Source organism: Paraburkholderia sp. FW306-02-B (assembly GCF_058782725.1).
In genome coordinates this window covers 1,371,418-1,397,263 of sequence record NZ_JBYSXZ010000001.1, presented here as the reverse complement: position 1 = coordinate 1,397,263, position 25,846 = coordinate 1,371,418, and the positions used below count along the sequence as shown (strand labels likewise).

The following is a 25,846-nucleotide window of genomic DNA, read 5'->3' as shown; positions in this document are numbered from 1 at the left end:
CGGGTTCCTGTCATGTTCAAAGTAGCAGTCATTGGTGCTTCTGGCTTGCTTGGCCGCGCGCTCGTCGATGAATTGGCGCAGCAAACCGGCTGGCAGGCGGTCGCAACGGCGTTCAGCCGGCCTGGGTTCAACACGGTCGCGCTCGATATTCGCGACGCGCAGGCGGTCGAGCAGTTTGTCGAGCGCGAAGCGCCGGATGCGCTCGTGATTGCCGCGGCGGAGCGTCGCCCGGATGTGTGCGAGCACGATCCGGCGCTCGCCCGTGCGCTGAACGTCGATGCGGTGCGCACCTTGGCAGCGGCGGCAAAACGGCGCGGCGCATGGACGCTGTCGATCTCCACCGATTATGTGTTCGACGGCACTCGGCCGCCCTATCAACATGATTCCGAGCCGGCCCCCCTCAATGCCTATGGGCACAGCAAGCTCGACGGCGAGCGCGCACTGATGGAGACAACCGATCTCGGCTGCGTACTGCGTTTGCCGCTGCTGTACGGGCCGATTGTCAATTGGGCAGAATCGGCGGTAACGAGTCTCGTGCCGGCGATTGCCGCGTCGGCTTCACTCAATGGCAAGGTTGCCGTCATGGATGCCTGGGCGATTCGTTATCCGACCTTCACGCCGGACGTCGCGTTCGTGATCCGGCAAATGCTCGAACGGCATGAGCGCGGCGAAGCACTTCGCGGCATCGTGCAATGGTCGGGCGACGAGCCAATGACCAAGTACGAGATCGCCTTGCGTCTGGCCGAAGCGCTGCAACTCGACGCGCAACTGACGCCGCAGTACAGGCCGACCGACGCGACCCCGCGTCCGCATAACTGCCACCTCGCCTCGAGCCGGCTCGAGGCGCTTGGCGTCGGCCGCCGCACGCCTTTCGACACCGCGATCCGGCAAGTGCTGACCCGCTTTCCATGGCGCGGCGATGCAGGTGATAAGCAGGTCTAGCATCTGGCGGCGATGTCAGCCGCGTCGAGCCGGCATCAATGAAAATCGCGGCTTGCCGTGGCCAGTTCGCCGAGCAATTCGCTGTGATCTTCGAGACGATGCGCAACGAGATGAATCACCTCGCCCTGGTGTTTCTGTTTCGCCTTGCCTGCTTTATTGACGCTCACCACGTTGCCGACGCTGTCGCCGCCGGTAGCGACGCCGTCGTCACGCTGCAAGACGCCATACACCGCCAGCAACGATGAACCCAGCAACACCTTGCGCTGCTTTTCCACCAGCGACGGCCAGACGATCACATTGATCGAGCCGGTCTCGTCTTCGATGGAAACGAACACGGTGCCGTTTGCTGTGCCCGGCCGCTGCCGTACGGTGACGATGCCGCATGCGCGCGCCAGCGTGCCGTGCTGACACGCAGCGAGTTCGGCCGCCGTGCGAAAACGCTGTTTGGCAAGACGTGCACGCAATAGCGCGACCGGATGGCGATTGAGCGTAAGGCCAAGGCTCGCGTAGTCGTCGACAATCTCGCGGCTTTCGGCTGCCTGCGGCAACGCCAGCGGCGCTTCGGCAATCGGCGCATCGCGCAGCAGCTTGGGCACCGTGTGCTGCGCGGTCACCGCCCACCACGCTTCGCGCCGATGGCCCGCGATGCTGACCAGTGCGTTCGCCGCGGCAAGCGCTTCGAGATCGCGCCGCGTCAATGTCGCGCGGCGCGCCAGATCGTCGACATCGGCAAACTGCGCGTCGCTGCGAGCCGCCATGATGCGTTCGGCGGCCACCTGCGAAAGGCCATTGATCAGATGCATGCCGATGCGCACCGCCGGGCCGCCCGCGCCGTACGTGCTCGACGGCTGAAATACACGTGCGGTCAGACGTTTCGCCGCGCGCCGGACGGTCCGGCTCACCGCGAAGCGCCGCAGCGATAAATCGCGCAATTGCTGCGCCGATAGTACGGTGTGCTGACGATGCAAACAGGTTTCGCTCGATGAAATCCGCTGCCCTTCATAACCGTTTCTTTCAAAGGTCGATTCCCAGTCGCTCAACGTCACGTCGGGCGGCAATACTTTGACGCCGTGACGCTTCGCATCCTGCACGAGTTGCGACGGCGAATAAAAACCCAGCGGCTGACTGTTCAGCAAGCCCGCCAGAAAAGCGGCCGGCTCATAACGCTTCAGCCACGCGCTGAGATAGACGAGCAACGCGAAGCTCGCCGCATGGCTCTCCGGAAAACCATATTCGCCGAAGCCTTCGATCTGTTTGCAGATGCGGGTTATGAACTCGAGTTCATAACCCCGCTTGAGCATGCGCTCGGTCAGATCCTTCTGGTACTTCGCCAGGTTGCCGGTGCGCCGCCACGCGGCCATCGCACGCCGCAACTGGTCGGCTTGCTCACCGGTGTATTCCGCCGCAACCATCGCGAGGTGCATCACCTGCTCCTGGAAAATCGGCACGCCGAGCGTGCGTTGAAGCACCGGCCGCAATTCATCCTTTGCATAGTCCTCCGCCTCGAGACCTTGCTTGCGGCGCAGATACGGATGCACCATGCCGCCCTGAATCGGCCCGGGCCGCACGATCGCGACTTCGATCACGAGATCGTAGTATTCGGTCGGTTTCAGCCGCGGCAACATGCTTTGCTGCGCACGCGATTCGATCTGAAAAACGCCGATCGTATCGGCATGGCCGCACATCTCATAGACGGCCCGGTCCTCGCGCGGAATATCCCGCACTCTGAACTTAGGAAAGCCGCGCCGCAATGCGACGAACTCCAGCGCGCGCCGGATCGCCGACAACATACCTAGCGCCAGCACGTCGACTTTCAGCAGCTTGAGCGCATCGATATCGTCCTTGTCCCACTCGATTACGCTGCGATCTTTCATCGTCGCGTTCTCGATCGGCACGAGCCGCGACAGTTTGTCTTTCGCGATCACAAAGCCGCCGACGTGTTGCGACAGATGACGCGGAAAATTGCGCAACTCTTTGGTGAGGCGAATCAGATTCTGCGTGATGTGCGAGTCGGCATCGAAGCCCGCTTCTGCCAGATATCTGGCGACCGCATCCGTGCCGTCCCACCATTGCTGCGATTTACTGATCCGCTCGATCAACGACGCTTCGAGTCCCAACGCCTTGCCGACGTCTTTCAGCGCGCTGCGCGCGTGATACGTGATCAGCGATGCAGTCAGCGCCGCGCGGTGGCGGCCGTACTTCCCGTAGATATATTGAATCACCTCCTCCCGGCGCTGATGCTCGAAATCGACGTCGATATCAGGCGGTTCGTTGCGCGCGCGCGAGATGAACCGTTCGATCAGCATGTTCATGTGCACCGGATCGATTTCCGTGACATGCAGGCAATAACATATGATCGAATTCGCCGCCGAACCTCGCCCCTGACACAGTATGTTTCTGGAGCGCGCGAAGCTCACGATATCGTGCACCGTCAGGAAATATTTTTCGTATTTCAACTCGGCGATCAACCTCAGCTCTTTCTCGATCTGATCGATGCGTTTGAGATCCATGCCGTCTGGCCAGCGCTCCATCGCACCGGCCATCACCAGCTTGCGCAGATAGCTCGATGGCGACTCGCCAGCGGGAACCAGTTCCTCCGGATACTCGTACTTGAGTTCATCGAGCGAGAAGCGGCATAGGACTGCGATACGCAGTGTTTCTTTGAGTGTATCGTGCGGATACAGTTTGCCGAGCCGCACACGCGTACGCATATGCCGCTCGGCATTCGCCTCGAGCGCGTGGCCGCAGGCCGATAGCGGCGTGACCAGACCGATCGCGGTCATGGTGTCCTGCAGCGGTTTGCGCGAACGCACATGCATCAGGACGCCGCCTGCAGCAACCAGAGGCAAGCCGCTGGCCTTTGAAATCATCCGCAATGCGTCGATCTGAAGATCGTCGCTGCCGGTTTGCCAGAGTTCGAGCGCGATCCATGAACGTTGCGATGCGAATGAGGCAAGCCAATGTGCGCAGCGCAGTGTGTGCGCGAGCGTCGCCGTGCGCTGCGGCACGAGAATCAGAACGCAATCGGGTAACGTCTTGAGATGTTCGAGATGCGGTAGCGAATCGGTGAAGTCGGACGGACCGAGGCGATAGCTGCCTTTGTCCGCACGTGAGCGGGCTAGCGTGATCAGTTCGGAAAGGTTGCCGTAGCCGTTGCGGTTGGTTGCTAGCGCAACTAGTGTGCAGAACGGTTCGCCTTGAGCATCGGTCAGGTTGAGTTCGCTGCCGATGATCAGGTGAGGAATGGGGTTGAGCGTGTCTTCTTCAGCCTCTACTGGCTCTTCCGCCCCATCTGAAGACGCTCCTGCTTGTGCGGCTTTTGCTTTGTCTTCGCGCTCTTGCTGCTGACGATCCCGCTCCTGTTTGATTTCTCTCACCGCCGTGTGCGCGCGTACGACGCCCGCCAGCGAGCATTCGTCGGTGATCGCGAGCGCGCGGTAGCCGCACGACATCGCCTGTCCGACCAGTTCGTGCGGGTGCGAAGCGCCACGCAGAAAGGAGAAATTAGTCAGGCAATGCAATTCCGCATACGCCGGCAAGCGGGACGCAAGCGCCTGCTCCGATGAGGATGGAAAGCGGGAAATTGCCATGATGATGCTCAGCCGAACAAACCCTGCAAATACCACTCGCCGCTAATACGTTCGCGGTACACCCAGAACATATGACCGCGATCGTCGGCCGCGACGTAGTAATCCCGCTCGACGCGGTTGCCGTCCCACCACCCTGCTTCAATCCGCTCGGTACGCGTGAGCATTTTCAGCGGCCGACGATAAATCGGCCGCTGGTCGCGCATCATCAAACGCAGTGGCTTATCGAGCATCCAGACAGGGCGAGGTTGCGACGGCAACGCACTGTCGGGCAGATCGAGCGAGGCCTGTGCATCGCCCGGTTGTGTCGCGAACGTGCGGCTGCTTTTATCGCCCGCCATTTCATCTAGCCATCGTGCGCTGTGCGGCGATCGTGTTGCCGCATCGCCATCTGCGTGATCTTCTTCAGATGCCGCATGTTGCAACTCATCCGTCAGCCAGGTTTTATCCGCTTTGATCTTCACCCTGGCTTTGGCGGGCGAACGCTTCTTGCGTGAAAATGCTTGTGCCTGGTACGGCTCGACACGCATTGCCTGCTCAGGCCGATGATCATTCTGCACCGACATCTGCAACACGTTCTCCGGCCCCAATCGCGCGCCCAAGCGTTCGAGCAGACGCGCGATCGAATCGCCGTCTGTTTCAGGCATCGGAAACAAGGTGTCCGATTGCCCCGCATACTCGCCAATCTGATCGGCGATCAGCTTCAACTCGATCACCGGCGCCACCAGTACGGTCTGATTCAACTTTTCGCGCAACAGCCAGATCAGATGTTCGGCATCGCGCGACGGTACGGCCCACGCGACCTTCAGACTCGACGTCTTCGGCGCATGACGAAACGCCAATTCATGCTCGAGCAATAGCGTGTAGCCACTGAGCGCCGCATGATGCGCGCTCAGCCATCCGGCCAGTTGCACGATCAGCCGACGCGCGGCAAACAACAGTGCGTCGGCGTTATCGACCCGCGACGGCAACTCCAGTTGCGCATGAAACGACGCCGGCGCACGAAACGATTCGCGTGGATCCGGGCGCGTGCCATACGCTTGCGCCAGCAGATCCAGAATGCCGCTGCCGAAACGTCGCACGACGCCCGCCCGTGGCAACTGACGCAAATCGGCCAACGTAGCGCAGCCGATCTGCGAGAACGCATCGCGATGCGCCTGCGCAACCGGCAGCAACGACACGGATAAACGGTCGAGGACGCGCGCAAGCGAAGTCTCCTTCACTACATGCCAACGCTGTCCCTGCCGATTGGCGCACGCTTGCGCCAACAACCACGCGCCCCACGCGGTCGGCGCACAAGCGATGCGCGTCGTATAGCCGAATTCAGCCACCGTGGCGGATACTCTCGACAACAACACTCGCAAGCCGCCGAATAATCTCAAACCGGAGCCTACTTCCAGCAGCAACGTGTGTGCGTGGGCGAGCGACACTTTCGGTGTGTACATCAGCAATGCAAGCGCCATCGCTTCGAATGCCTGAGTTTCACGGGTGGTATCTGCGGCAAGCATTTTGAGACCTGGTGCCAACGCCAATGCATACGAGCGCGAATGACCGGCATGCACACCGGCACGCAATGCGTCGAAATCGGGCAACAGAATGTGTGCGTGATCGGCCAGCGCATAGCAATACCCACCGCCGACATCTTCGCCGACGGGAAGTTGGCTTGCGTCGGCGCCCGGCTCAGGCCGATTCGACCTGGCGGGCAAACCATCCGGAAGCGGCATGAGAGGCTTCACTGCTTCCAGCGACAAGAGTGGCAATGTGACTGCGATCCACAACATGATTGATCTCTCGTCCTTGATTGCTAACGCCCCCGTTCTCCGGCAACACGACGCCTTGTAACGGCAAAATGAGACGCAGAGGCTCTGCTAGCGGCGGGCCGCGACGCTTGAAGATATCGATCGAGATGCCGATCTCCTGCAACCATTGGCGACGGTTAATCGTCTGCGCATTGGCCGGCAAAAGTGGTTCGCAGATCATCCGCAATGGCGCCGGCGAAGATTGCGTAGCGGCTTCAACAGGACGGATCAGAAATACCAGCGATGCCGACTCCTGAGCTGCCACTTGCAGACGCCGAACCTTATCGGCGCGCGCATTCGGTAGCCACACCAGTACCGCGCCGATGCCATCCTGTTTCAATGCTTGAGCCGCGGCCCATAGAGACTGGTCTTCACCCGGGCGCACCCATAGGACTCGCCCGACATCGACACCCCAAGCCCTCAGTGCCGCGGCACATGGCTGGTAAGGCGGCGCCACGAGCATGACGTGCCGTTCGGCTTGCGTCGTAAGATGCCGAAGCGTGTGAGCGAGCAGGCGCACCTCGCCCACTCCGCCATGTTCGATCAGTAGCTCCGTCAGGCCGCCGGCCGACCAGCCTTGTCCCGGCAGCAGTTGATCCAGCGCGGCGTAGCCGCTGGAAATTACTCGCGAGTCCGCCTCGGCAAGCTCATTGCCCTGCCACACCTGACGCCGCAATTGCGGCGTCAGTGCGGTCGTCGCAAGCTGAATTGCTGCTGCCATAGACACGCTCTTTCAATGGGTAATGCTCTGCCCCACCCGGCATCGGGCAAGCATCAGACGGCAAATTTTCACTGTATATTTATACAGTATTTTGAGAAGGATGTTAAGACGGAACGACGCTGCGCGGTGCGTACAGAGGGACATTTAGGGTGGGCGATGAAGCTCACGCGGCTTGTCGTTTGCAGGTTTTATGCGGCGCAGCGATTGCTGTTTTTGGGGCTGCGGCTACGCATGGGGGGAAAGCCGGATTTGGCTGCTGCGGAGGGGCTCGGGGATGCTATAGCGCGGTGTATGTACACGGCAATGGAGGGCTTTTTTGCGTTGCGGTTTTCGGGCCGTAAACGCAGAAACCCCACCGTTGCGGGGTGGGGTTTCTGGTCTTGCATGGGAGCCTGACGATTACCTACTTTCACACGGGAATCCGCACTATCATCGGCGTGGAGTCGTTTCACGGTCCTGTTCGGGATGGGAAGGGGTGGGACCGACTCGCTATGGTCATCAGGCATGACTTGTTGCCGTACTGTTCTTTGGGAACAGCACAACCAATCGGGAAGAAGTAGTTTCTGGTGATGCTCACCAGAGGGAGTTGTGTTGTTTCCGGCACAACATCGATCTCAACCTGTGTGTTCTGCTACCCCATCTGGGGGTTCACACGCATCCCCTTCGGGGATCGGACCAGAGTAAGGGCTTTGCATGGGCCCGGAGCAAGTGCTAAAGCACTCACTCCGGCCGACAGCTAAAGCGCTAACGCTGGTCGAGACACACCTGTTATAGGATCAAGCCTTACGGGCAATTAGTATCAGTTAGCTTAACGCATTACTGCGCTTCCACACCTGACCTATCAACGTCCTGGTCTTGAACGACCCTTCAAGGGGCTCGAAGCCCCGGGGATATCTCATCTTAAGGCGAGTTTCCCGCTTAGATGCTTTCAGCGGTTATCTCTTCCGAACATAGCTACCCGGCGATGCCACTGGCGTGACAACCGGTACACCAGAGGTTCGTCCACTCCGGTCCTCTCGTACTAGGAGCAGCCCCCTTCAAATATCCAGCGCCCACGGCAGATAGGGACCAAACTGTCTCACGACGTTTTAAACCCAGCTCACGTACCTCTTTAAATGGCGAACAGCCATACCCTTGGGACCGGCTACAGCCCCAGGATGAGATGAGCCGACATCGAGGTGCCAAACACCGCCGTCGATATGAACTCTTGGGCGGTATCAGCCTGTTATCCCCAGAGTACCTTTTATCCGTTGAGCGATGGCCCTTCCATACAGAACCACCGGATCACTATGACCTGCTTTCGCACCTGCTCGACTTGTCGGTCTCGCAGTTAAGCACGCTTATGCCATTGCACTATCAGCACGATTTCCGACCGTACCTAGCGTACCTTCGTACTCCTCCGTTACACTTTGGGAGGAGACCGCCCCAGTCAAACTGCCTACCATGCACTGTCCCCAGTCCGGATCACGGACCAAGGTTAGAACCTCAAACAAACCAGGGTGGTATTTCAAGGACGGCTCCACGGAAACTGGCGTTCCCGCTTCATAGCCTCCCACCTATCCTACACAGATCGGTTCAAAGTCCAATGCAAAGCTACAGTAAAGGTTCATGGGGTCTTTCCGTCTAGCCGCGGGGAGATTGCATCATCACAAACACTTCAACTTCGCTGAGTCTCGGGAGGAGACAGTGTGGCCATCGTTACGCCATTCGTGCAGGTCGGAACTTACCCGACAAGGAATTTCGCTACCTTAGGACCGTTATAGTTACGGCCGCCGTTTACCGGGACTTCAATCAAGAGCTTGCACCCCATCATTTAATCTTCCGGCACCGGGCAGGCGTCACACCCTATACGTCCACTTTCGTGTTTGCAGAGTGCTGTGTTTTTATTAAACAGTCGCAGCCACCAGTTTATTGCAACCCCTTCACCCTCCTGGCGCAGGCCAGTCAGGCTACAGGGGCGTACCTTATCCCGAAGTTACGGTACCAATTTGCCGAGTTCCTTCTCCCGAGTTCTCTCAAGCGCCTTAGAATACTCATCTCGCCCACCTGTGTCGGTTTGCGGTACGGTCCTGTTAAACTGAAGCTTAGAGGCTTTTCTTGGAACCACTTCCGATTGCTTCTTCACCGAAGTGAATGGCCTCGCACCCTTGAATTCCGCGCCCGGATTTGCCTGAGCGCCTTCTCCAATGCAAGGACCGGGACTTCCAACACCCGGACAACCTTCCGCGATCCGTCCCCCCATCGCATTTAACAATGGTGCAGGAATATTAACCTGCTTCCCATCAGCTACGCATTTCTGCCTCGCCTTAGGGGCCGACTCACCCTACGCCGATGAACGTTGCGTAGGAAACCTTGGGCTTACGGCGAGGGGGCCTTTCACCCCCTTTATCGCTACTCATGTCAGCATTCGCACTTCCGATACCTCCAGCGCACTTTTCAATGCACCTTCGCAGGCTTACGGAACGCTCTCCTACCATGCACATTACTGTGCATCCGCAGCTTCGGTATATTGCTTAGCCCCGTTACATCTTCCGCGCAGGACGACTCGATCAGTGAGCTATTACGCTTTCTTTAAAGGATGGCTGCTTCTAAGCCAACCTCCTGACTGTTTTAGCCTTCCCACTTCGTTTCCCACTTAGCAATATTTGGGGACCTTAGCTGGCGGTCTGGGTTGTTTCCCTCTTGACACCGGACGTTAGCACCCGATGTCTGTCTCCCGTGATTGCACTCTTCGGTATTCGGAGTTTGCTATGGCGTAGTAATCCGCAATGGACCCCACAACCATGACAGTGCTCTACCCCCGAAGGTGATACACGAGGCACTACCTAAATAGTTTTCGGAGAGAACCAGCTATTTCCAGGTTTGTTTAGCCTTTCACCCCTATCCACAGCTCATCCCCTAACTTTTCAACGTTAGTGGGTTCGGACCTCCAGTACGTGTTACCGCACCTTCATCCTGGCCATGGATAGATCACCTGGTTTCGGGTCTACACCCAGCGACTGAATCGCCCTGTTCGGACTCGCTTTCGCTACGCCTGCCCTAATCGGTTAAGCTTGCCACTGAATGTAAGTCGCTGACCCATTATACAAAAGGTACGCCGTCACCCCTTCGCAGAGGCTCCGACTGTTTGTATGCATGCGGTTTCAGGATCTATTTCACTCCCCTCCCGGGGTTCTTTTCGCCTTTCCCTCACGGTACTGGTTCACTATCGGTCGATCACGAGTATTTAGCCTTGGAGGATGGTCCCCCCATCTTCAGACAGGATTTCACGTGTCCCGCCCTACTTGTCGTACACCCAGTTCTTCCATTCTGTTTTCGTCTACAGGGCTATCACCTGCTATGGCAGCACTTTCCAGAGCCTTCGACTAACAGTACGGATAAAGAGTACAGGCTGGTCCCATTTCGCTCGCCACTACTCTGGGAATCTCGGTTGATTTCTTTTCCTGCGGTTACTTAGATGTTTCAGTTCACCGCGTTCGCTTCACGTAGCCTATGTATTCAGCTACGGATGACCCATACGGGCCGGGTTTCCCCATTCGGATATCGGTGGATCAAAGCTCGTTTGCCAGCTCCCCACCGCTTTTCGCAGGCTACCGCGTCCTTCATCGCCTGTGATCGCCAAGGCATCCACCACATGCACTTGTTCGCTTGACCCTATAACGGGTGTGTCTCATGTGTCACCCACTGGGAATGACACGTTCGTCACAATCGCTACAGGTTGAGTATTCGTGTTGCGCCGTATTCCAAGAGCAATCTTTCGATCTCTCTTTTCATACATTGATACAATCACAACCCTGATTCACCTACTCAGCACCCATCTCTAAGTGCCTTTCGTGAATCTCTTTACTACTTCTTCCTGATTGTTAAAGAACGACAGCCGATATCGCAGTTGCTATAACCGCGTATCACTCTGACTGGCTCAATCGCCAATGCCTGTTTCACTACACCGCAAACCTCTTTCAAGGTTCACCGCAGTAAAACCGGCATTGAAGATTGGTGGAGGATGACGGGATCGAACCGACGACCCCCTGCTTGCAAAGCAGGTGCTCTCCCAGCTGAGCTAATCCCCCAGTCATGCACAGATAATCACCCTACTTCGGGATTCATCGATTAGCGCAGCCATCGCAGACAAGACAATGGTGGGTCTGGATGGATTCGAACCATCGACCCCCGCCTTATCAAGACGGTGCTCTAACCGACTGAGCTACAGACCCCTCAGTCTGTCTGACTTACTGTCCTAATTCACAGCCGATAAGCGTGAGCGCTCAACGTTTGACACGTTAGCTCGAGAAAGGAGGTGATCCAGCCGCACCTTCCGATACGGCTACCTTGTTACGACTTCACCCCAGTCATGAATCCTACCGTGGTGACCGTCCTCCTTGCGGTTAGACTAGCCACTTCTGGTAAAACCCACTCCCATGGTGTGACGGGCGGTGTGTACAAGACCCGGGAACGTATTCACCGCGGCATGCTGATCCGCGATTACTAGCGATTCCAGCTTCACGCACTCGAGTTGCAGAGTGCGATCCGGACTACGATCGGTTTTCTGGGATTGGCTCCCCCTCGCGGGTTGGCGACCCTCTGTTCCGACCATTGTATGACGTGTGAAGCCCTACCCATAAGGGCCATGAGGACTTGACGTCATCCCCACCTTCCTCCGGTTTGTCACCGGCAGTCTCCCTAGAGTGCTCTTGCGTAGCAACTAGGGACAAGGGTTGCGCTCGTTGCGGGACTTAACCCAACATCTCACGACACGAGCTGACGACAGCCATGCAGCACCTGTGTTATGGCTCCCTTTCGGGCACCCCGGCCTCTCGGCCAGGTTCCATACATGTCAAGGGTAGGTAAGGTTTTTCGCGTTGCATCGAATTAATCCACATCATCCACCGCTTGTGCGGGTCCCCGTCAATTCCTTTGAGTTTTAATCTTGCGACCGTACTCCCCAGGCGGTCAACTTCACGCGTTAGCTACGTTACCAAGTCAATGAAGACCCGACAACTAGTTGACATCGTTTAGGGCGTGGACTACCAGGGTATCTAATCCTGTTTGCTCCCCACGCTTTCGTGCATGAGCGTCAGTATTGGCCCAGGGGGCTGCCTTCGCCATCGGTATTCCTCCACATCTCTACGCATTTCACTGCTACACGTGGAATTCTACCCCCCTCTGCCATACTCTAGCCCGCCAGTCACAAATGCAGTTCCCAGGTTAAGCCCGGGGATTTCACATCTGTCTTAGCGAACCGCCTGCGCACGCTTTACGCCCAGTAATTCCGATTAACGCTTGCACCCTACGTATTACCGCGGCTGCTGGCACGTAGTTAGCCGGTGCTTATTCTTCCGGTACCGTCATCCCCCCGCCGTATTAGGGCAGAAGTTTTCTTTCCGGACAAAAGTGCTTTACAACCCGAAGGCCTTCTTCACACACGCGGCATTGCTGGATCAGGGTTGCCCCCATTGTCCAAAATTCCCCACTGCTGCCTCCCGTAGGAGTCTGGGCCGTGTCTCAGTCCCAGTGTGGCTGGTCGTCCTCTCAGACCAGCTACAGATCGTCGCCTTGGTAGGCCTTTACCCCACCAACTAGCTAATCTGCCATCGGCCGCCCCTGTAGCGGGAGGTCCGAAGATCCCCCCTTTCCTCCGTAGAGCGTATGCGGTATTAATCCGGCTTTCGCCGGGCTATCCCCCACTACAGGACACGTTCCGATGTATTACTCACCCGTTCGCCACTCGCCACCAGGATTGCTCCCGTGCTGCCGTTCGACTTGCATGTGTAAGGCATGCCGCCAGCGTTCAATCTGAGCCAGGATCAAACTCTTCAGTTCAAACCTGTTACTGTTTTTCGGTTCTCGCAGTTGCCTGCTTATGAACCGGTCGCTCACTCAACGTACTGACGAATGATCAACCTGCCGGCGTGAATCCACCCCAGCAGGAAAACCTTCCTTTAATACTAGTGTGAGACTTGATACTTTCGCTTATGCCGGACCCCGAAAGACCCGGCGCGCGTCGCGCATCAAGCGCCCACACTTATCGGCTGTTAATTTTTAAAGATCGATTACGCATTCACCACCGTCACAGCACCGCGCGTCGTCAACCTCACAACCACCCGGCACCGCTTCGTTCTGCGTCGCTGCATCAGCAGCAGAGAAACGAGATTATGGAGAACTTTCGCTACGTCGTCAACAGGTTTTTCTAACTTCCTGAACCTGCCCGACCTGTCGGAAACCCCCGCCATTGCTGGCTCTCCCGCCTCCCGCGCCCCGTTGTCCGAAGCGCGAAAGAGCGAGATTCTAGCGAGCCGGACGACGGCTTGCAAGCGTTATCTGAAATTTATTCAAGGCGCCTTTTCTACGCGCCCCGATTCATCGCCGACTGGCGCTTTTACGTCTGGCGCCAAGGCTCGCGCAGCTGGAGCCCCGATCGTCCAATCGTGCAGCACGGTATAAGCAACCGCCAGCAAAGTCGGGCCAATGAAAACGCCAAGGAAACCAAAAGCGAACGCGCCGCCCAAGATACCCAGCATCACCAGGATCAGCGGCATGTCGCTATTCTTGCCGATCAGAATCGGCTTGATGACATTGTCAGCCATGCCGACGACCAACACGCCCCACACGATCAGAAAGATTGCCCAGCCGGTTGCGCCGCCGTGATACAGCCAGATCGCCGCGGGCAACCACACGACCACCGGGCCGCCCGGTATCACCGACAGGAAGAAAGTTGCCAGCCCGAGCAACGCCGGTGCCGGCACACCGGCGATCCAGCAACCGAAGCCGGCAAGGATGCCTTGCACAAGCGCAGTGCCAAGAATCCCGTAGACCACGCCCTTCACCGTGCTGCCCGCCAGCGCCAGCAGATAATCGGCGCGTTCGCCGGCAATCCGCCGCATGCCCGCATTCAACCAGGCAGCTGCGCCCTCTCCACCGGTATAAAAGAAGAACGCCAGCACGATACTCAGCGCCAACAACCCCAGACCGTGCGTGACAGCAATTGCCGCAGCCAGAATCCACTTGCCGGCCGGCGCCGCGAGCGTACGCAATTGCGCGATCAGTTCAGAGTTGTTGCTTGTCAGATGCCCCCAAAACGCCTCGATATTCGAACCAACCAGAGGAATTCGCCCGACCCACGACGGCAAATCCGGCAAGCCAGCGTCAAAAAGCCTTTCCACCAGCGCAACGATTTCGTGAACGTGCGCGCCAAACGCAAAGCCCGCATAGACGAACGGTCCAAGCACCACGACCAAAATGATGATCACGATCAACGTCGCCGCCCACTTGCGCCGCCCGCCAACTGCCGCTGTCAGTCGGCGGTACAGGCCCCACGAGCTATAGCTCAGAATTGCCCCCCACAGCAGCGCCGTCGTGAACGGCGCCAGCACCAGTAGCGAACCGCCCACCAATACAATCAAAGCGAATACAGCGGCGAGACGTTCGATCAATTGGTCCGATTTCACAATGAATCTCCCTGTTGTGCCAGACCACGGCGACGAATGGACATACGCTTGCCCCGGGTGCGTACTGAAAGCTGTCAGGTCAGTATAGGAGCGAGTTACTGCGCCGGAGACGTCTTATATCATCCGGCCAAGCCGGCGTGCAACGCACCCAACGGCGCTCGTGGCAGGCCGTTTTTTCATGTCGAAACGTCTTAATTCATCCGGCATCGCCGGACAAATAATATGGCGGCATAGAAAAGACTAGAATATAAGGTTCTCTGCACCCCAATTTCCGGATTTATGCGCTCGCGAATCGCCAAACGTCTCCCCCCCGATGCCGACAAGCTTGTCGGTCTCTCGCTCGCGCTATTCGCGTCGGGCAGCCGCACCGAAGACCGCTTCTGGGAAGCGAAGCTCGATGCGTTGCTGGCCAAGATCGTCCGCAACGCCAACCAGACTACGCTGGACGCCGCGCTCGATCATCTGCAGCAAAACCACCCTGATGCTTACGGCGCACTCGCCGATATGGCGGAAACGCACAGCGAATCGTTCATTGTCGACCACGAAGGTGTTCCGCATGAAGCGCTGCTGATCGCCGCGCCCGTGCTGGCCTGGACTCGCTACATGATTCCGTCCGGTCCGCTAAAAGGCGACGCAGCCGACGCCCTGCGCGCACATCTGCAGGCACATGTCCTCGCGGCCAACACCCGTGTCGCGATGGCGCCGTTCCTGTACAGCATCGATCAACTGCCGCGTCACCACGTCGAAACGTGGCGCCTTGCCCAGCAACTCGCTCAAGCAGCAATGGGCGGCGGCAACGTCAAACTCAATTTCGGCGAGTTGCCGGAAACCTCGCCGATTCTGGCCGACCCGCGCTTCCTGCTGGCCGTGGTTGCCGCGCCGGTCGGCGAGCCGACATTCCGCTGGCAGGAAGAAGAACACGGCAGCCGGATCGAACGCGGGCAATGCCTCGAACAATGGGCAACGCAAGGAGGCGCCAATCTGTCGCTGGTGCTGCCCGGCTGCGAATTCGAGTGCCTGCTGCCCGATGCGTACTATTCGGCCTGCCGCGACGCCGACGAACGTGTGCGCCCTCACACGGTACGTACCGCCGTACGCTACCTGTTCGACACAATCGGCGCGGCGCCGCAGGAACTGCGCGCGGTTGTCGCAGGCTTCGGCGAGCGCCGTATCGACGAATACCGCGTCGGCTTCACACGCCGGGGCAGCAATGAAGTGATCTACGGCGTCGTGTGGCCACTGTACGGCCGCGAGAACGGCGAACCGGGCATCGACGAAGAACCGCAAGAGACCGCCGCGTCGGACGACCCACTCGAAGAAATCGTCGCGCTGCTAAAAGAGACCGGCGTGACCGACGTGCGCCGCCACGCGGGCCGCTTCGAGCCGGAATATTGCGACGACTGCGGCGTCCCGCTCTACGCAGACCCGCTCGGCGAAATCGTCCACGCCGAAATGCCGGAGGACGCGGAGCCCGCTCAGCCGCACTTCCATTGACGCGGTGCCAGCGCCCCGGCGTCTTGTCATCGAAATGAAAAAGCCCCGTCGTGCGCGGGGCTTTTTTATGGCTTTCTTCTTATGCCTTTTGGACAGGCCGTCAAGTCGAAGGGAATTTGTCATCATAGGCCCGGTGACGCATCGCAACGCGCCCGGCCCCTTCGCCGGATCGCCTGATCGCGCCACTTCAGCCGATTCATCAGGAGACATGGCATGCGATTCTCGATACTCAACTCAGACGCGGAACGACGCGATGGGCTCAAAGCCCTACTGCGGCAAATCGACCGGCTGGCGCGTTTCAATGAAGCACAAGATTGGCGTCAGGTAGAACGCACGCTCAAGCGCCAGCAGCCCGACTTGCTGGTAATCGACTGGCAAGACTGGATGTCGGTGGCGGATGCTCGCCGCCTGCTCAGTCACTATCCGGACCTGCGCATTGCCGTGCTGGCCGACGAGGTCTCGCCTGCCTGCGTGCGGGACCTGATGGACGAAGGTGTGCTCGGCGTGGTGCCGCGCGAAACCGACCCGTGCCTGATTGTGCGCGCTTTCGAGATGGTGCTGCTGGGCGGCCACTATGTGCCGGCAGGCGCGTTGGCGCTCAATCCCCCACTGCCTCCGGATGCCGCCATCCGCCTGTTCGACGAGAAGAATCCCCCACCTCGTCGCGCCCGGCTTTCCAGCGGCCTGTCGCCACGCCAGGAGCAGATCATGCGCTGCGTCCACATGGGCAGCACCAACAAGATGATCGCGCGCACGCTCGGCATCAGCGAAGGCACCGTCAAGATTCATCTAACCAGCATATTCCAGCAACTCGGGGCACCCAATCGCGCCGCCGCGGTCGCGCTTTACAACGGCTGGCTGTCGGCCCATTTGCAGGTACTGCGCAACGATGGCGAAAGTCCAGTTCGGCCGGTGATGGGGCAAGCCGGCGTGGTGCCATTGCGGCGCCGCACGCGGCAGCGTTTCCAGTATCCGTTGCCAGCTAACGACACGGCCGACGCGCTGCCTATGGCAGCCGAACCGAGCACGCCCTTTGGCGATCCACCGCCAGCCGGTTCAGCGCCGGAACCGGCTACGGAAGGCTCGACCTGACAACAACCGGCGCCCGCGCCGATATCAGGACACGCACCGTTCTGGCAGTGTTTGCGCCGGCTGGCATGGAATCCGCTCACACCTTTCGCCGTCCAACGAGTAATATGAGAAACATGGGTTTCCTCTACACACCGCTTCCGTTTTGGGTTGCTGTCGGTGGCTGGATCGCCACTGCGATAGTGGTCGCGCTCGCGCTCTGGAAAAACCCCTTCAAACGACTTCAGGACGGCACGCTGCAGCACGTCTGGCTCGCGATCGTTGTCGCGATTTCCGTGCTGTGGGCCAGCAATGCGTGGCTCGACGACGGCACCGTCATGCATCTGCTCGGCGCCACACTGGTCGTCACACTATTCGACTGGGCGCTGGCGCTGATTGCAATGGCGGTGGTCACCGGTCTTGCCGCCGTCGTTTTCGACGCACCCTGGCAGGGCATCGCGCTGACTTTCCTTGTATTCGGTGCACTGCCTGTCGGCATCTCGACGCTGGTTCAGCGCGCCAGCATCGCCTGGCTGCCACGCAACATGTTCATGTTTATCTTCGGCCAGGGTTTTGTGTCGCCGGCTATTGCCGTGTCGCTCACCGCCTCTGCGGCACTTGGCATTCACATCGCGCTTGCCGACGGATCGATGACCGTGGTGCCGGCCGGCTATGCATTCAGCGTGCTTCTACTAGCCACCGGCGAAGCATGGTTCACCGGCATGTCGACGGCTTTGATCGCGGTCTACCGGCCCGCATGGGTCACCACCTACGACGTGCGCCGATATCGATTGGGCGGACCACGCACCTGACATCCGGCGCTCCATGAAGCGCGTATCTGCGGCGATCGGCCACCTCGACGCGCAACGCGTCCGAGCCCGCACACCACAACAGGACAAAATATTTGTGTCAGGATTGAACTCCTTCCTCGCGTTGGGCATCTTACGTGCCTGATGTCTCATTAGCGTCTAACGAACTAGATGGATAGCACCAACGTACCGCGCCGATTGCTGCGGTTGGTCGGCCGGTTAGCGGCATGTGCAGCGAGTCTCTCGCTCATGTGCTCCGCTCCCGCATTCGCCGATCAACTCGAACAGCACAACGATCTCGTAAACAGATTTGTCAATGACATGCACGCGGACCCGCTGGTCGCGGACTGCGCAGCTCATGGCAACTTTGTCGCCAGCACCTCGACCGCCTTCGAGCGTGTCGAATTCCCACCCAGCTCCTTCGATAGCGCGCATGCGTCGGTCACGCCCTGGAACGACTCGTTCGACCAGGGCAAGCAGCGCGTCAAGGTGGATAGCATCGTCACCGTCGAAGGGCTTGGTATCCGTCAAAGCGGCGACGGCGATCCAGCCGATCTCAAATTCCGCTGCGGCTATGTCGGCACTCAGATGCTGGCGTTCAGCTGGAACGATCCAGTGCCGCCGGCTCGCGCCCACAGTACCGGGTCTACCGGGGCCAGGGTGTCGCCGGGTAAGCACAAGAGCGTAAAGGGCAAGCACTCGGCGAGCGGCAAGACAACGAAGAAAGCGTCGGGCAAATCTTCCGGCAAAACCACTTCGAGCAAATCGGCCGCGAGGAAAGCACCCGCGAAAAAGACTCACTAACTGGCGAAACCGGCGGCCGCATCAACGAGGCCGCGCCGCCGGTCATGCAGGCACACAAAAAAGCGAGGCACGCACTTCAGAAGTGCGTGCCTCGCTTTTTTGTGTCGCGTCCGTTTAGGGAACGAACGTCAAGTGAATGTCAGGCAAACGTCTCGACGTGCCGCAAAATCGCCTGCAGCATCGCAGCGCCGAGCGACGCGCTGCGCTCGCCGTTCCAGCCCACCCGCTCGTCGGGCAGATTGGCGTTGTCCTTGAAGGGCATTTCGAGCGTCAACGACAGGCAGCCGAATTCGTTGCCGATGTACTTCGAAGCCAGCTTCAGCGCGTCCTCGCGATACTTGCTCGCGGCATAGCCATACTTGTCCTGAAAGTCCGGGCTCGCATGCTTGAACGCCTCGATAAACGCCTTTTGCTCCACCCCTTGCCGCTCAGTGAAACCCGGCAGCATTTCGGAGCCGGCCACGAACACGTATGGCAGCGCTTCGTCGCCGTGAATATCGAAGAACAGATCGCAACCGGTCGCGTGAATCGCATCGCGCACCACCAGCACTTCCGGGCTGCGCGCGACATCCGGCTCCATCCATTCACGATTCAGGTTCGCACCGGCCGCGTTGGTGCGCAGATTGCCGTGCACGCTGCCGTCCGGATTCATGTTCGGCACGATGTAAAACACCGCGTGATCGTACAGCTTGCGCGCGACCGGGTCGCCCGCCCAATCCCCCCAGCCCGCCAGACGTTTCACCAGGCCCTCGATAAACCATTCAGCCATCGTCTCGCCAGGATGCTGACGGGCAATCAGCCAGATCTTCTTCTTGAGCGTGTCGCCGGTTTGCGGCGTGCCGAGCGTCAATAGCGACATCGGCCGGCCTTCGACAGTCTTGCCCAACTCCGTGAGCGAAGCCTGCGGCATCTGCTGGACCGCGCCGAGAAACGCCGAGTGCCGTTCTTCGCTATACGGTTCGAAATACGCGTAATAGATGCGGTCGAAATCCGGCGTGTGATCGATCGTCAGTACGCGGCCGTCGTAAGAGGTCGGCACGCGGAACCAGTTCACCCGGTCGTAGCTCGCCACCGCCTGATAGTCGCGCCAGCCTTCGGCGAACGCGCATGCAGCGGCATTTTCGAAGGTCATCACGCAACGCTCGCGAGCAGCGCCGGACACCCGGAAGTAGAACCATTGCGCGAACTCGGCGTGACTGTCGGGCCGCACACGCAGACGGATATTGCTGGCCTCTTCGCAGGACAGCAGTTCGATCGCACCCGCGTCGAAGTTGCTCGTAATCGATAACGTCATGGTGTTCTTCCCTGCTTGTGTGTAGGCGGCAATCGCTTAGTCAGCGACGCGGCGGCGGAATACGTAGGTGGAATCGTTCGAAGCTTCGGGCTCGAACGCGTAGCCTTCGGCGTCGAAGCCCTTCAGTTGCTCCGGCGCCCCAAGGCGGTTTTCGACCGCGTAGCGCGCCATCAGGCCGCGCGCGCGCTTCGCGTGGAAGCTGATGATCTTGTAGCGGCCGCCCTTCCAGTCTTCGAACACGGGCGTGACGACCGGTGCCTCGAGCAGCTTAGGCTTGACCGACTTGAAGTACTCGCCCGATGCGCAATTCACCAGCACGCGCGAGGCGGTAGCGTTCTTCTTCAGTTGCGCGTTCAACGCCTGCGTGATCCGCTCGCCCCAGAACGCGTACAGATCCTTGCCGCGCGTATTGGCAAAGCGCGTGCCCATTTCGAGCCGGTACGGTTGCAGCAGATCGAGCGGCCGCAGCAATCCGTACAAACCGGATAACACCCGCACATGGTTTTGCGCGTAATCCAGATCAGCCGACGACAGCGTCTTCGCGTTGAAGCCTTCGTACACGTCGCCGTTGAACGCGAGCACCGCCTGCTTGGCGTTGTGCGTGCCGAAGGTCGGCGACCATTCGGCGTAGCGCTGGAAATTGAGTTGCGCGAGCGGATCCGAAATGCTCATCAGCGTGGCGATCTGCTGCGGTGACAAACGGCGCAATCCGCCGATCAATTCGGCCGCGTCGTCGACAAAATCGGGAATCGTGTGTTTTTTGACGTGTGGCGGGGTTTCGTAGTCGAGCGATTTCGCCGGCGACAGAACGATTATCATAGAGGCTTGCAGGCACGCCGTGCCTGGCGGTCAAAGACGAAAGCCAGATTGTAACGAATGCCCGGTTCCCATGCCTCACGCGGCGCTTTGCGCGTCGTCCTCGATTCCAATGTCTGGATCGATATTCTCGTGTTCGACGACCCGCACACGCGGCCGATCCGCGCCGCGCTCGAAAGCGGCGCTCTCGCCGCGCTGATCGACGCGCGCTGTCTCGCCGAACTGACCTACGTGCTCGACTATCCGCAATTCGTGCATCGAAATGTCGACAAGGCGGCGGCTCTTGCCGTCGTCGCGCGCCTCGCGCAGCGGGTCGAACCAGCCGCGCCGGCGGAAGACGCAAGGCCGCTGCCCAGATGCAAAGACCGCGACGACCAGAAGTTTCTCGAACTCGCGCACGCCGCGCAGGCCGACTGGCTGGTGTCGAAAGATCGTGCGGTGTTGAAGCTCGCCAAGCGTATCGCGCGCGACTTCGGCTTTCAGATCGCCCAGCCGGCGCCCTTCGTCACGTTAGTCGGCGCCTCTTTGACGGCCGCCGGCGAGCCTGCGCCCGCGTGACCCCTAGCCGAATGGCCAACAGGGGACCGATGGCGCGCACGCAGCGCCGCGATTCCCTACAATCAGGCTTCGTTCTTTTCAAACGACGTCTTTCGCCAACTCACCCGCTTACGCTCCGGACAGCGCCATGAATGCACCGCACGACACGCCCACGATTCCTTCGTTTCCGTCTCGCCTGCCGGATGTCGGCACGACGATTTTCACCGTGATGAGCGCGCTCGCCGCCGAAAAAGGCGCGGTGAACCTCGGCCAGGGCTTTCCCGACTTCGGCTGCGATCCTCGAATTGTGGATGCGGTCGCGAACGCCATGCGCGACGGCCACAATCAATACCCGCCGATGGCCGGCGTCGCGCCGCTGCGTCAGGCGATCTCGGACAAGATTGCGAACCTGTACGGCCGCCGCTACGACGCCACCAACGAAATCACCGTGACAGCAGGCGCTACGCAAGCGCTGCTGACCGCGATTCTCTGCACCGTGCATCCCGGCGACGAAGTGATCGTGGTCGAACCAACCTACGACAGCTACCTGCCGTCGATCGAACTGGCGGGCGGCAAGCCGGTGTTCGTCACGCTCGACGCACCTGATTACGCGATTCCCTTCGACAAGCTCGCTGCTGCGATCACGCCGAAAACACGGCTGCTGCTGATTAACACGCCGCACAATCCGACCGGCACGGTCTGGCGCGCCGAAGACATGCGCAAGCTCGAAGAAATCGTGCGCGGCACCAACGCGCTGATTCTGTCGGACGAAGTCTATGAACACATGGTGTACGACGGCGCACCGCACGAAAGCGTCGCGCGTTATCCGGAACTGGCGCAGCGCAGTTTCGTGGTGTCGAGCTTCGGCAAGACCTATCACGTGACGGGCTGGAAGGTAGGCTATGTGGCCGCGCCCGCCGCACTGACCGCCGAATTCCGCAAGGTGCACCAGTTCAACGTGTTCACGGTCAACACGCCGATGCAGATCGGTCTTGCGCAATACATGCGGGATCCGGCACCGTATCTGGATCTGCCGGCGTTTTATCAGAAGAAGCGCGACTTCTTCCGCACCGGTCTCGCGAATTCTCGCTTCAAGCTGCTGCCTTGCACAGGCACGTACTTCCAATGTGTAGATTATTCGACGATCAGCGATTTGCCCGAAGCCGAATTCGCGCAGTGGCTGACCAGTGAGGTCGGCGTCGCGGCGATTCCGGTGTCGGCGTTCTATCACGAAGCGCATGAATCGGGCGTGGTGCGCTTCTGCTTTGCCAAGCAGGAAAGCACGCTAGCCGCCGCGCTCGACCGGCTGGCGCGGCTCTAGGACGCCCCGCGCGATGCCGCGAACGAATCCACGTTCCTCGCCATCGCGCGCAGCGGCCAAGGCGTGCGTTGCAAGCCGGCCCTCACGCCAGCGCTCAGGCCGCACGCGCCGCCGCGATATACGCCTTGCGGTCCTCGGTCACGCGCTGCGCGGCCGGCCGGTCGTTGATCGCCTTCACATAGCTTTTCCAGTCGACGCCGGCGTCGAGCAGAAGATCGCGGCCGTAGATCGTCTGTGTCGCCATGCCCACCAGCGGCAAACTGACATAACCCGCCGTATCGGCGACACTGAAACGCTCGCCGCGCAAATAAGGCCCGAACTTTGCGATTCTCCTGAAACCGGCGATGTGATGCGCGAGCAACTTCTCGACTCGCGCCCTGGTCGCGTCGGTCACCGTGCCGCCGAAGAACGCTTCCTTGTAGAGATTGCGCGCGGTCAGTTCGAGATGCACGTCGACGAACATAATCAGTTCGCGCTCTTTGGCCGCTTCCCACGGGTCCGGCGAGAAGATGGCCTTGTCGGGAAAACGCGCGGCCAGATAGTCGACGATGCATTGCGACTCGCACAGATCGCCGTGCTCGGTCTGGATATAAGGCACCTTGCCGAGCGGCGAATGCTCGAGCATGGCCTCTTCCTGGCTCGGCAGCACGGGCACTTCCTCGAACGGAATGCCGTGTTCGAGCAGCACGAACTTCACTTTGTTGTAGTAATTGGACAGCGCGAAACCGCACAGCTTGATCATCGGGTGTCTCCTTCCTTCGGGTTGTTGAGACCGCTCGCCAGACTCAATGCGGCCGCCTTCGATCAATCATCCAGTAAATTGCACGATCGTGCTATTCTAAAATAACCATGGAGTCGAGCATCACAATGACCTCTCGCAATTACAGCATCGAGACTATCGGCATTGTCGGAACCGGTGCAATGGGCCGCGGTATTGCCCAGATCGCCGCGCTGGCGGGCCTCACCGTGCGTCTTTACGACACGAATCCCGCCGCGATCGGCGCCGCGCGCGACTACCTTGCCGAGACTTTCGCCAGGTTGAGCGCCAAAGGCAAGCTCGACCAGGCTCGCTCGCTCGCCGCGTTAGCGAACGTGAGCGACGCACAGGTCATCGGCGATCTGGCCGATTGCGATCTGGTCATCGAGGCGATCGTCGAAAAGCTCGACGTGAAGCAGGCCCTCTTCCGCGAACTCGAAACGGTGGTGAGCGGCCGCTGCGTGCTGGCTTCGAACACGTCGTCGCTGTCGATCACGGCGATCGCCGCGGGTTGCACCGATCCGTCGCGCGTGGTCGGCTATCACTTCTTCAATCCCGTGCCGTTGATGAAGGTCGTCGAAGTGATCGACGGTCTGCGCAGCGATCCAGCCGCCGGCGACGCGTTGATGGACCTCGCCCGCCGCATGGGCCACACGCCGGTACGTGCGCAGGACATGCCCGGCTTCATCGTCAATCACGCCGGCCGCGGGATGAATACCGAGGGCCTGCGGGTGGCGGGCGAAGGCGTCGCGAGCTTCGCCGACATCGACCGCATCATGCGCGAGCAGGCGGGCTTCCGGCTCGGGCCGTTCGAACTACTCGATCTGACCGCGCTCGACGTGTCGCATCCGGTAATGGAATCGATCTATCACCAGTTCTATGAAGAGCCCCGCTTCACGCCGTCGCCGATCACCGGCACGCGGCTCGCGGGCGGCCTGATCGGCCGCAAAACGGGTGAAGGTTTTTACCGCTACGAAGACGGCAAGCAGCAAGTGCCCGCCGAAGCACCTGCGCCAACTGAACTGCCTAAAAGCGTGTGGGTCAGCAAGCGTTATCCGGAAGCGCGCGAAGCGGTTGTGCAACTGGTCGCCACAGCCGGCGTGACGCTCGACGAAGGCGCGGCCCCCACCGCGGATTCGCTGATCGTCGTGACACCGTTCGGCCATGACGCAACCACCGCCGCCGTCGACGAAGCGCTCGATGCGAGCCGCGTGGTCGCCGTCGACGCACTATTCCCGCTGGTCGGCGCGCAGCGCCGCACGCTGATGACGACGCCCGCCACGACTCTCGCCGCACGCAATACCGCGCACGCGCTGTTTACCGCCGACGGCATCCCCGTCACCGTGATTCGCGATTCGACCGGTTTCGTTGCGCAACGCGTGGTGGCGACGATCGTCAACATCGGCTGTGACATCGCGCAAAAGCAGATCGCCACGCCCGAAGATATCGATCTCGCCGTGACGCTCGGGCTCGGCTATCCGCGTGGGCCGCTCGCACTCGGTGATGCGCTCGGCGCGAAAACGATCCTGGCGATCTTGCGCAATATCTTCAGTGTGCTCGGCGATCCGCGCTACCGTCCGTCGCCCTGGCTTGCACGGCGAGCGCAACTGGGCCTGCCGTTGACACAACGCGACGCTGCCGATACCCAAACGGAGACGCAACCATGAGCGCTGAACTGCTGACCTCGCGCCCGACCGAAAGCGAATCGACTCTGGTTCTCACGCTGTCGAACCCCGGCGCCCGCAACGCGCTGCATCCGGACATGTACGCCGCCGGCATCGAAGCGCTCGACTCGGTGGAACGCGATCCATCGATCCGCGCCGTCGTGATTAACGGCGCGGACCAGTTCTTCTGCGCCGGTGGCAATCTGAATCGCTTGTTGGAAAACCGCGCGAAAGAGCCGTCGGTGCAGGCGGAAAGCATCGACCTGCTCGGCGAATGGATTTCGGCGCTGCGTCTGTCGTCGAAACCGGTGATCGCCGCAGTCGAAGGCGCGGCCGCCGGCGCGGGTTTTTCGCTGGCGCTCGCGTGCGACCTGATCGTCGCCGCGGAGGACGCCAAATTCGTGATGTCCTACGCGCGCGTCGGCTTGACGCCGGACGGCGGAGGCTCGTGGTTTCTCGCGCAGGCTTTGCCGCGTCAGCTGGCGACTGAAGTACTGATCGAAGGCAAACCGATCGGCGCCGCGCGTCTGCATGATCTAGGCGTCGTCAACAAACTGGCGAAGGCCGGTGCCGTGCGCGATACCGCAGTGGCCTGGGCAGACGAACTCGGCAAGATTTCGCCGAATTCGGTTGCGCGCATCAAAGGGTTGATCGGCGCAGCCGGCACACAGCCACTCGCGGAGCACCTGGTTGCGGAGCGCGACAGTTTCGTCGCGTCGCTGCATCATCGTGACGGGCTCGAGGGGATTTCCGCGTTCCTCGAAAAACGCGCGCCGGTCTACAAGTGA

General features: G+C 59.9%; 16 protein-coding genes, 2 tRNA genes and 3 rRNA genes. 9 read left to right on the top strand and 12 right to left on the bottom strand.

Annotated features, from left to right (window positions below; translation table 11 throughout):
• The first annotated feature begins 12 nt into the window (after positions 1-12).
• Complete coding sequence (locus tag AC3WOG_RS06140) at positions 13-942, top strand: dTDP-4-dehydrorhamnose reductase family protein (protein ID WP_492577149.1); 930 nt, start codon at positions 13-15, stop codon at positions 940-942.
• 35 nt (positions 943-977) lie between these two features.
• Here the strand turns inward: AC3WOG_RS06140 and AC3WOG_RS06135 are convergent, their stop codons facing one another.
• The 9 genes from AC3WOG_RS06135 to AC3WOG_RS06095 all read right to left on the bottom strand — a co-directional run bounded on the left by AC3WOG_RS06135 (position 978) and on the right by AC3WOG_RS06095 (position 14,494).
• A complete protein-coding gene (locus AC3WOG_RS06135) occupies positions 978-4,532 on the bottom strand; it encodes an error-prone DNA polymerase (RefSeq protein ID WP_492577148.1) in 3,555 nt (1,184 codons plus the stop codon).
• Between the two features lie 8 nt (positions 4,533-4,540).
• Entirely contained in the window at positions 4,541-6,310 is a 1,770-nt protein-coding gene (locus AC3WOG_RS06130) for a Y-family DNA polymerase (protein ID WP_492577147.1), read from the bottom strand.
• A complete protein-coding gene (gene imuA, locus AC3WOG_RS06125) occupies positions 6,210-7,049 on the bottom strand; it encodes a translesion DNA synthesis-associated protein ImuA (protein ID WP_492577145.1) in 840 nt (279 codons plus the stop codon). The genes AC3WOG_RS06130 and imuA overlap by 101 nt, the downstream gene beginning before the upstream one ends.
• A gap of 390 nt (positions 7,050-7,439) precedes the next feature.
• A 5S ribosomal RNA gene (gene rrf / locus AC3WOG_RS06120) occupies positions 7,440-7,552 on the bottom strand.
• 269 nt (positions 7,553-7,821) lie between these two features.
• Positions 7,822-10,703 (bottom strand): 23S ribosomal RNA (locus AC3WOG_RS06115).
• Between the two features lie 340 nt (positions 10,704-11,043).
• Positions 11,044-11,119 (bottom strand) — tRNA-Ala (locus AC3WOG_RS06110).
• Between the two features lie 67 nt (positions 11,120-11,186).
• Positions 11,187-11,263 (bottom strand) — tRNA-Ile (locus AC3WOG_RS06105).
• Positions 11,264-11,339: 76 nt separating this feature from the next.
• A 16S ribosomal RNA gene (locus AC3WOG_RS06100) occupies positions 11,340-12,869 on the bottom strand.
• Together the 16S, 23S and 5S rRNA genes with 2 tRNA genes alongside form the textbook arrangement of a ribosomal RNA operon.
• Before the next feature lie 509 nt (positions 12,870-13,378).
• A complete protein-coding gene (locus tag AC3WOG_RS06095; protein WP_492577144.1) occupies positions 13,379-14,494 on the bottom strand; it encodes an AI-2E family transporter in 1,116 nt (371 codons plus the stop codon).
• A 279-nt stretch (positions 14,495-14,773) separates the two neighbouring features.
• On the opposite strand from AC3WOG_RS06095, the gene AC3WOG_RS06090 reads away from it, so the two are divergent.
• From AC3WOG_RS06090 to AC3WOG_RS06075, 4 genes are all read left to right on the top strand, one after another.
• Entirely contained in the window at positions 14,774-15,988 is a 1,215-nt protein-coding gene (locus AC3WOG_RS06090; protein WP_492577143.1) for a DUF2863 family protein, read from the top strand.
• A gap of 213 nt (positions 15,989-16,201) precedes the next feature.
• Positions 16,202-17,080 carry a response regulator transcription factor gene (locus tag AC3WOG_RS06085; protein ID WP_492577142.1) on the top strand — a complete coding sequence of 293 codons (879 nt, stop codon included), beginning with the start codon at positions 16,202-16,204 and terminating at the stop codon, positions 17,078-17,080.
• 113 nt (positions 17,081-17,193) lie between these two features.
• Positions 17,194-17,868 carry an energy-coupling factor ABC transporter permease gene (locus tag AC3WOG_RS06080; protein ID WP_341312723.1) on the top strand — a complete coding sequence of 225 codons (675 nt, stop codon included), beginning with the start codon at positions 17,194-17,196 and terminating at the stop codon, positions 17,866-17,868.
• A 168-nt stretch (positions 17,869-18,036) separates the two neighbouring features.
• Positions 18,037-18,669 carry a BspC domain-containing protein gene (locus AC3WOG_RS06075; RefSeq protein ID WP_492577141.1) on the top strand — a complete coding sequence of 211 codons (633 nt, stop codon included), beginning with the start codon at positions 18,037-18,039 and terminating at the stop codon, positions 18,667-18,669.
• A gap of 139 nt (positions 18,670-18,808) precedes the next feature.
• Here the strand turns inward: AC3WOG_RS06075 and AC3WOG_RS06070 are convergent, their stop codons facing one another.
• Positions 18,809-19,963, bottom strand: a complete 1,155-nt coding sequence (locus AC3WOG_RS06070) for a M14 family metallopeptidase (RefSeq protein WP_492577140.1) — start codon at positions 19,961-19,963, stop codon at positions 18,809-18,811.
• A gap of 36 nt (positions 19,964-19,999) precedes the next feature.
• Positions 20,000-20,782 (bottom strand): peroxide stress protein YaaA, encoded by a 783-nt coding sequence (gene yaaA, locus AC3WOG_RS06065; protein WP_492577139.1) that lies wholly within the window; start codon positions 20,780-20,782, stop codon positions 20,000-20,002.
• 57 nt (positions 20,783-20,839) lie between these two features.
• On the opposite strand from yaaA, the gene AC3WOG_RS06060 reads away from it, so the two are divergent.
• A complete protein-coding gene (locus AC3WOG_RS06060; protein ID WP_492577138.1) occupies positions 20,840-21,337 on the top strand; it encodes a putative toxin-antitoxin system toxin component, PIN family in 498 nt (165 codons plus the stop codon).
• 127 nt (positions 21,338-21,464) lie between these two features.
• Positions 21,465-22,637, top strand: coding sequence for a pyridoxal phosphate-dependent aminotransferase (locus tag AC3WOG_RS06055; protein ID WP_492577137.1), 1,173 nt, complete (start codon positions 21,465-21,467; stop codon positions 22,635-22,637).
• 94 nt (positions 22,638-22,731) lie between these two features.
• On the opposite strand, the gene AC3WOG_RS06050 is transcribed toward AC3WOG_RS06055, so the two are convergent.
• Positions 22,732-23,379, bottom strand: a complete 648-nt coding sequence (locus AC3WOG_RS06050; protein ID WP_492577136.1) for a glutathione S-transferase family protein — start codon at positions 23,377-23,379, stop codon at positions 22,732-22,734.
• 125 nt (positions 23,380-23,504) lie between these two features.
• Here AC3WOG_RS06050 and AC3WOG_RS06045 point away from each other — a divergent pair, with 125 nt between their 5' ends.
• Positions 23,505-25,061, top strand: coding sequence for a 3-hydroxyacyl-CoA dehydrogenase (locus AC3WOG_RS06045; protein WP_492577135.1), 1,557 nt, complete (start codon positions 23,505-23,507; stop codon positions 25,059-25,061).
• Positions 25,058-25,846: an oxepin-CoA hydrolase, alternative type gene (locus tag AC3WOG_RS06040; RefSeq protein ID WP_492577134.1), complete on the top strand. Its 789-nt coding sequence runs from the start codon at positions 25,058-25,060 to the stop codon at positions 25,844-25,846. The genes AC3WOG_RS06045 and AC3WOG_RS06040 overlap by 4 nt, the downstream gene beginning before the upstream one ends.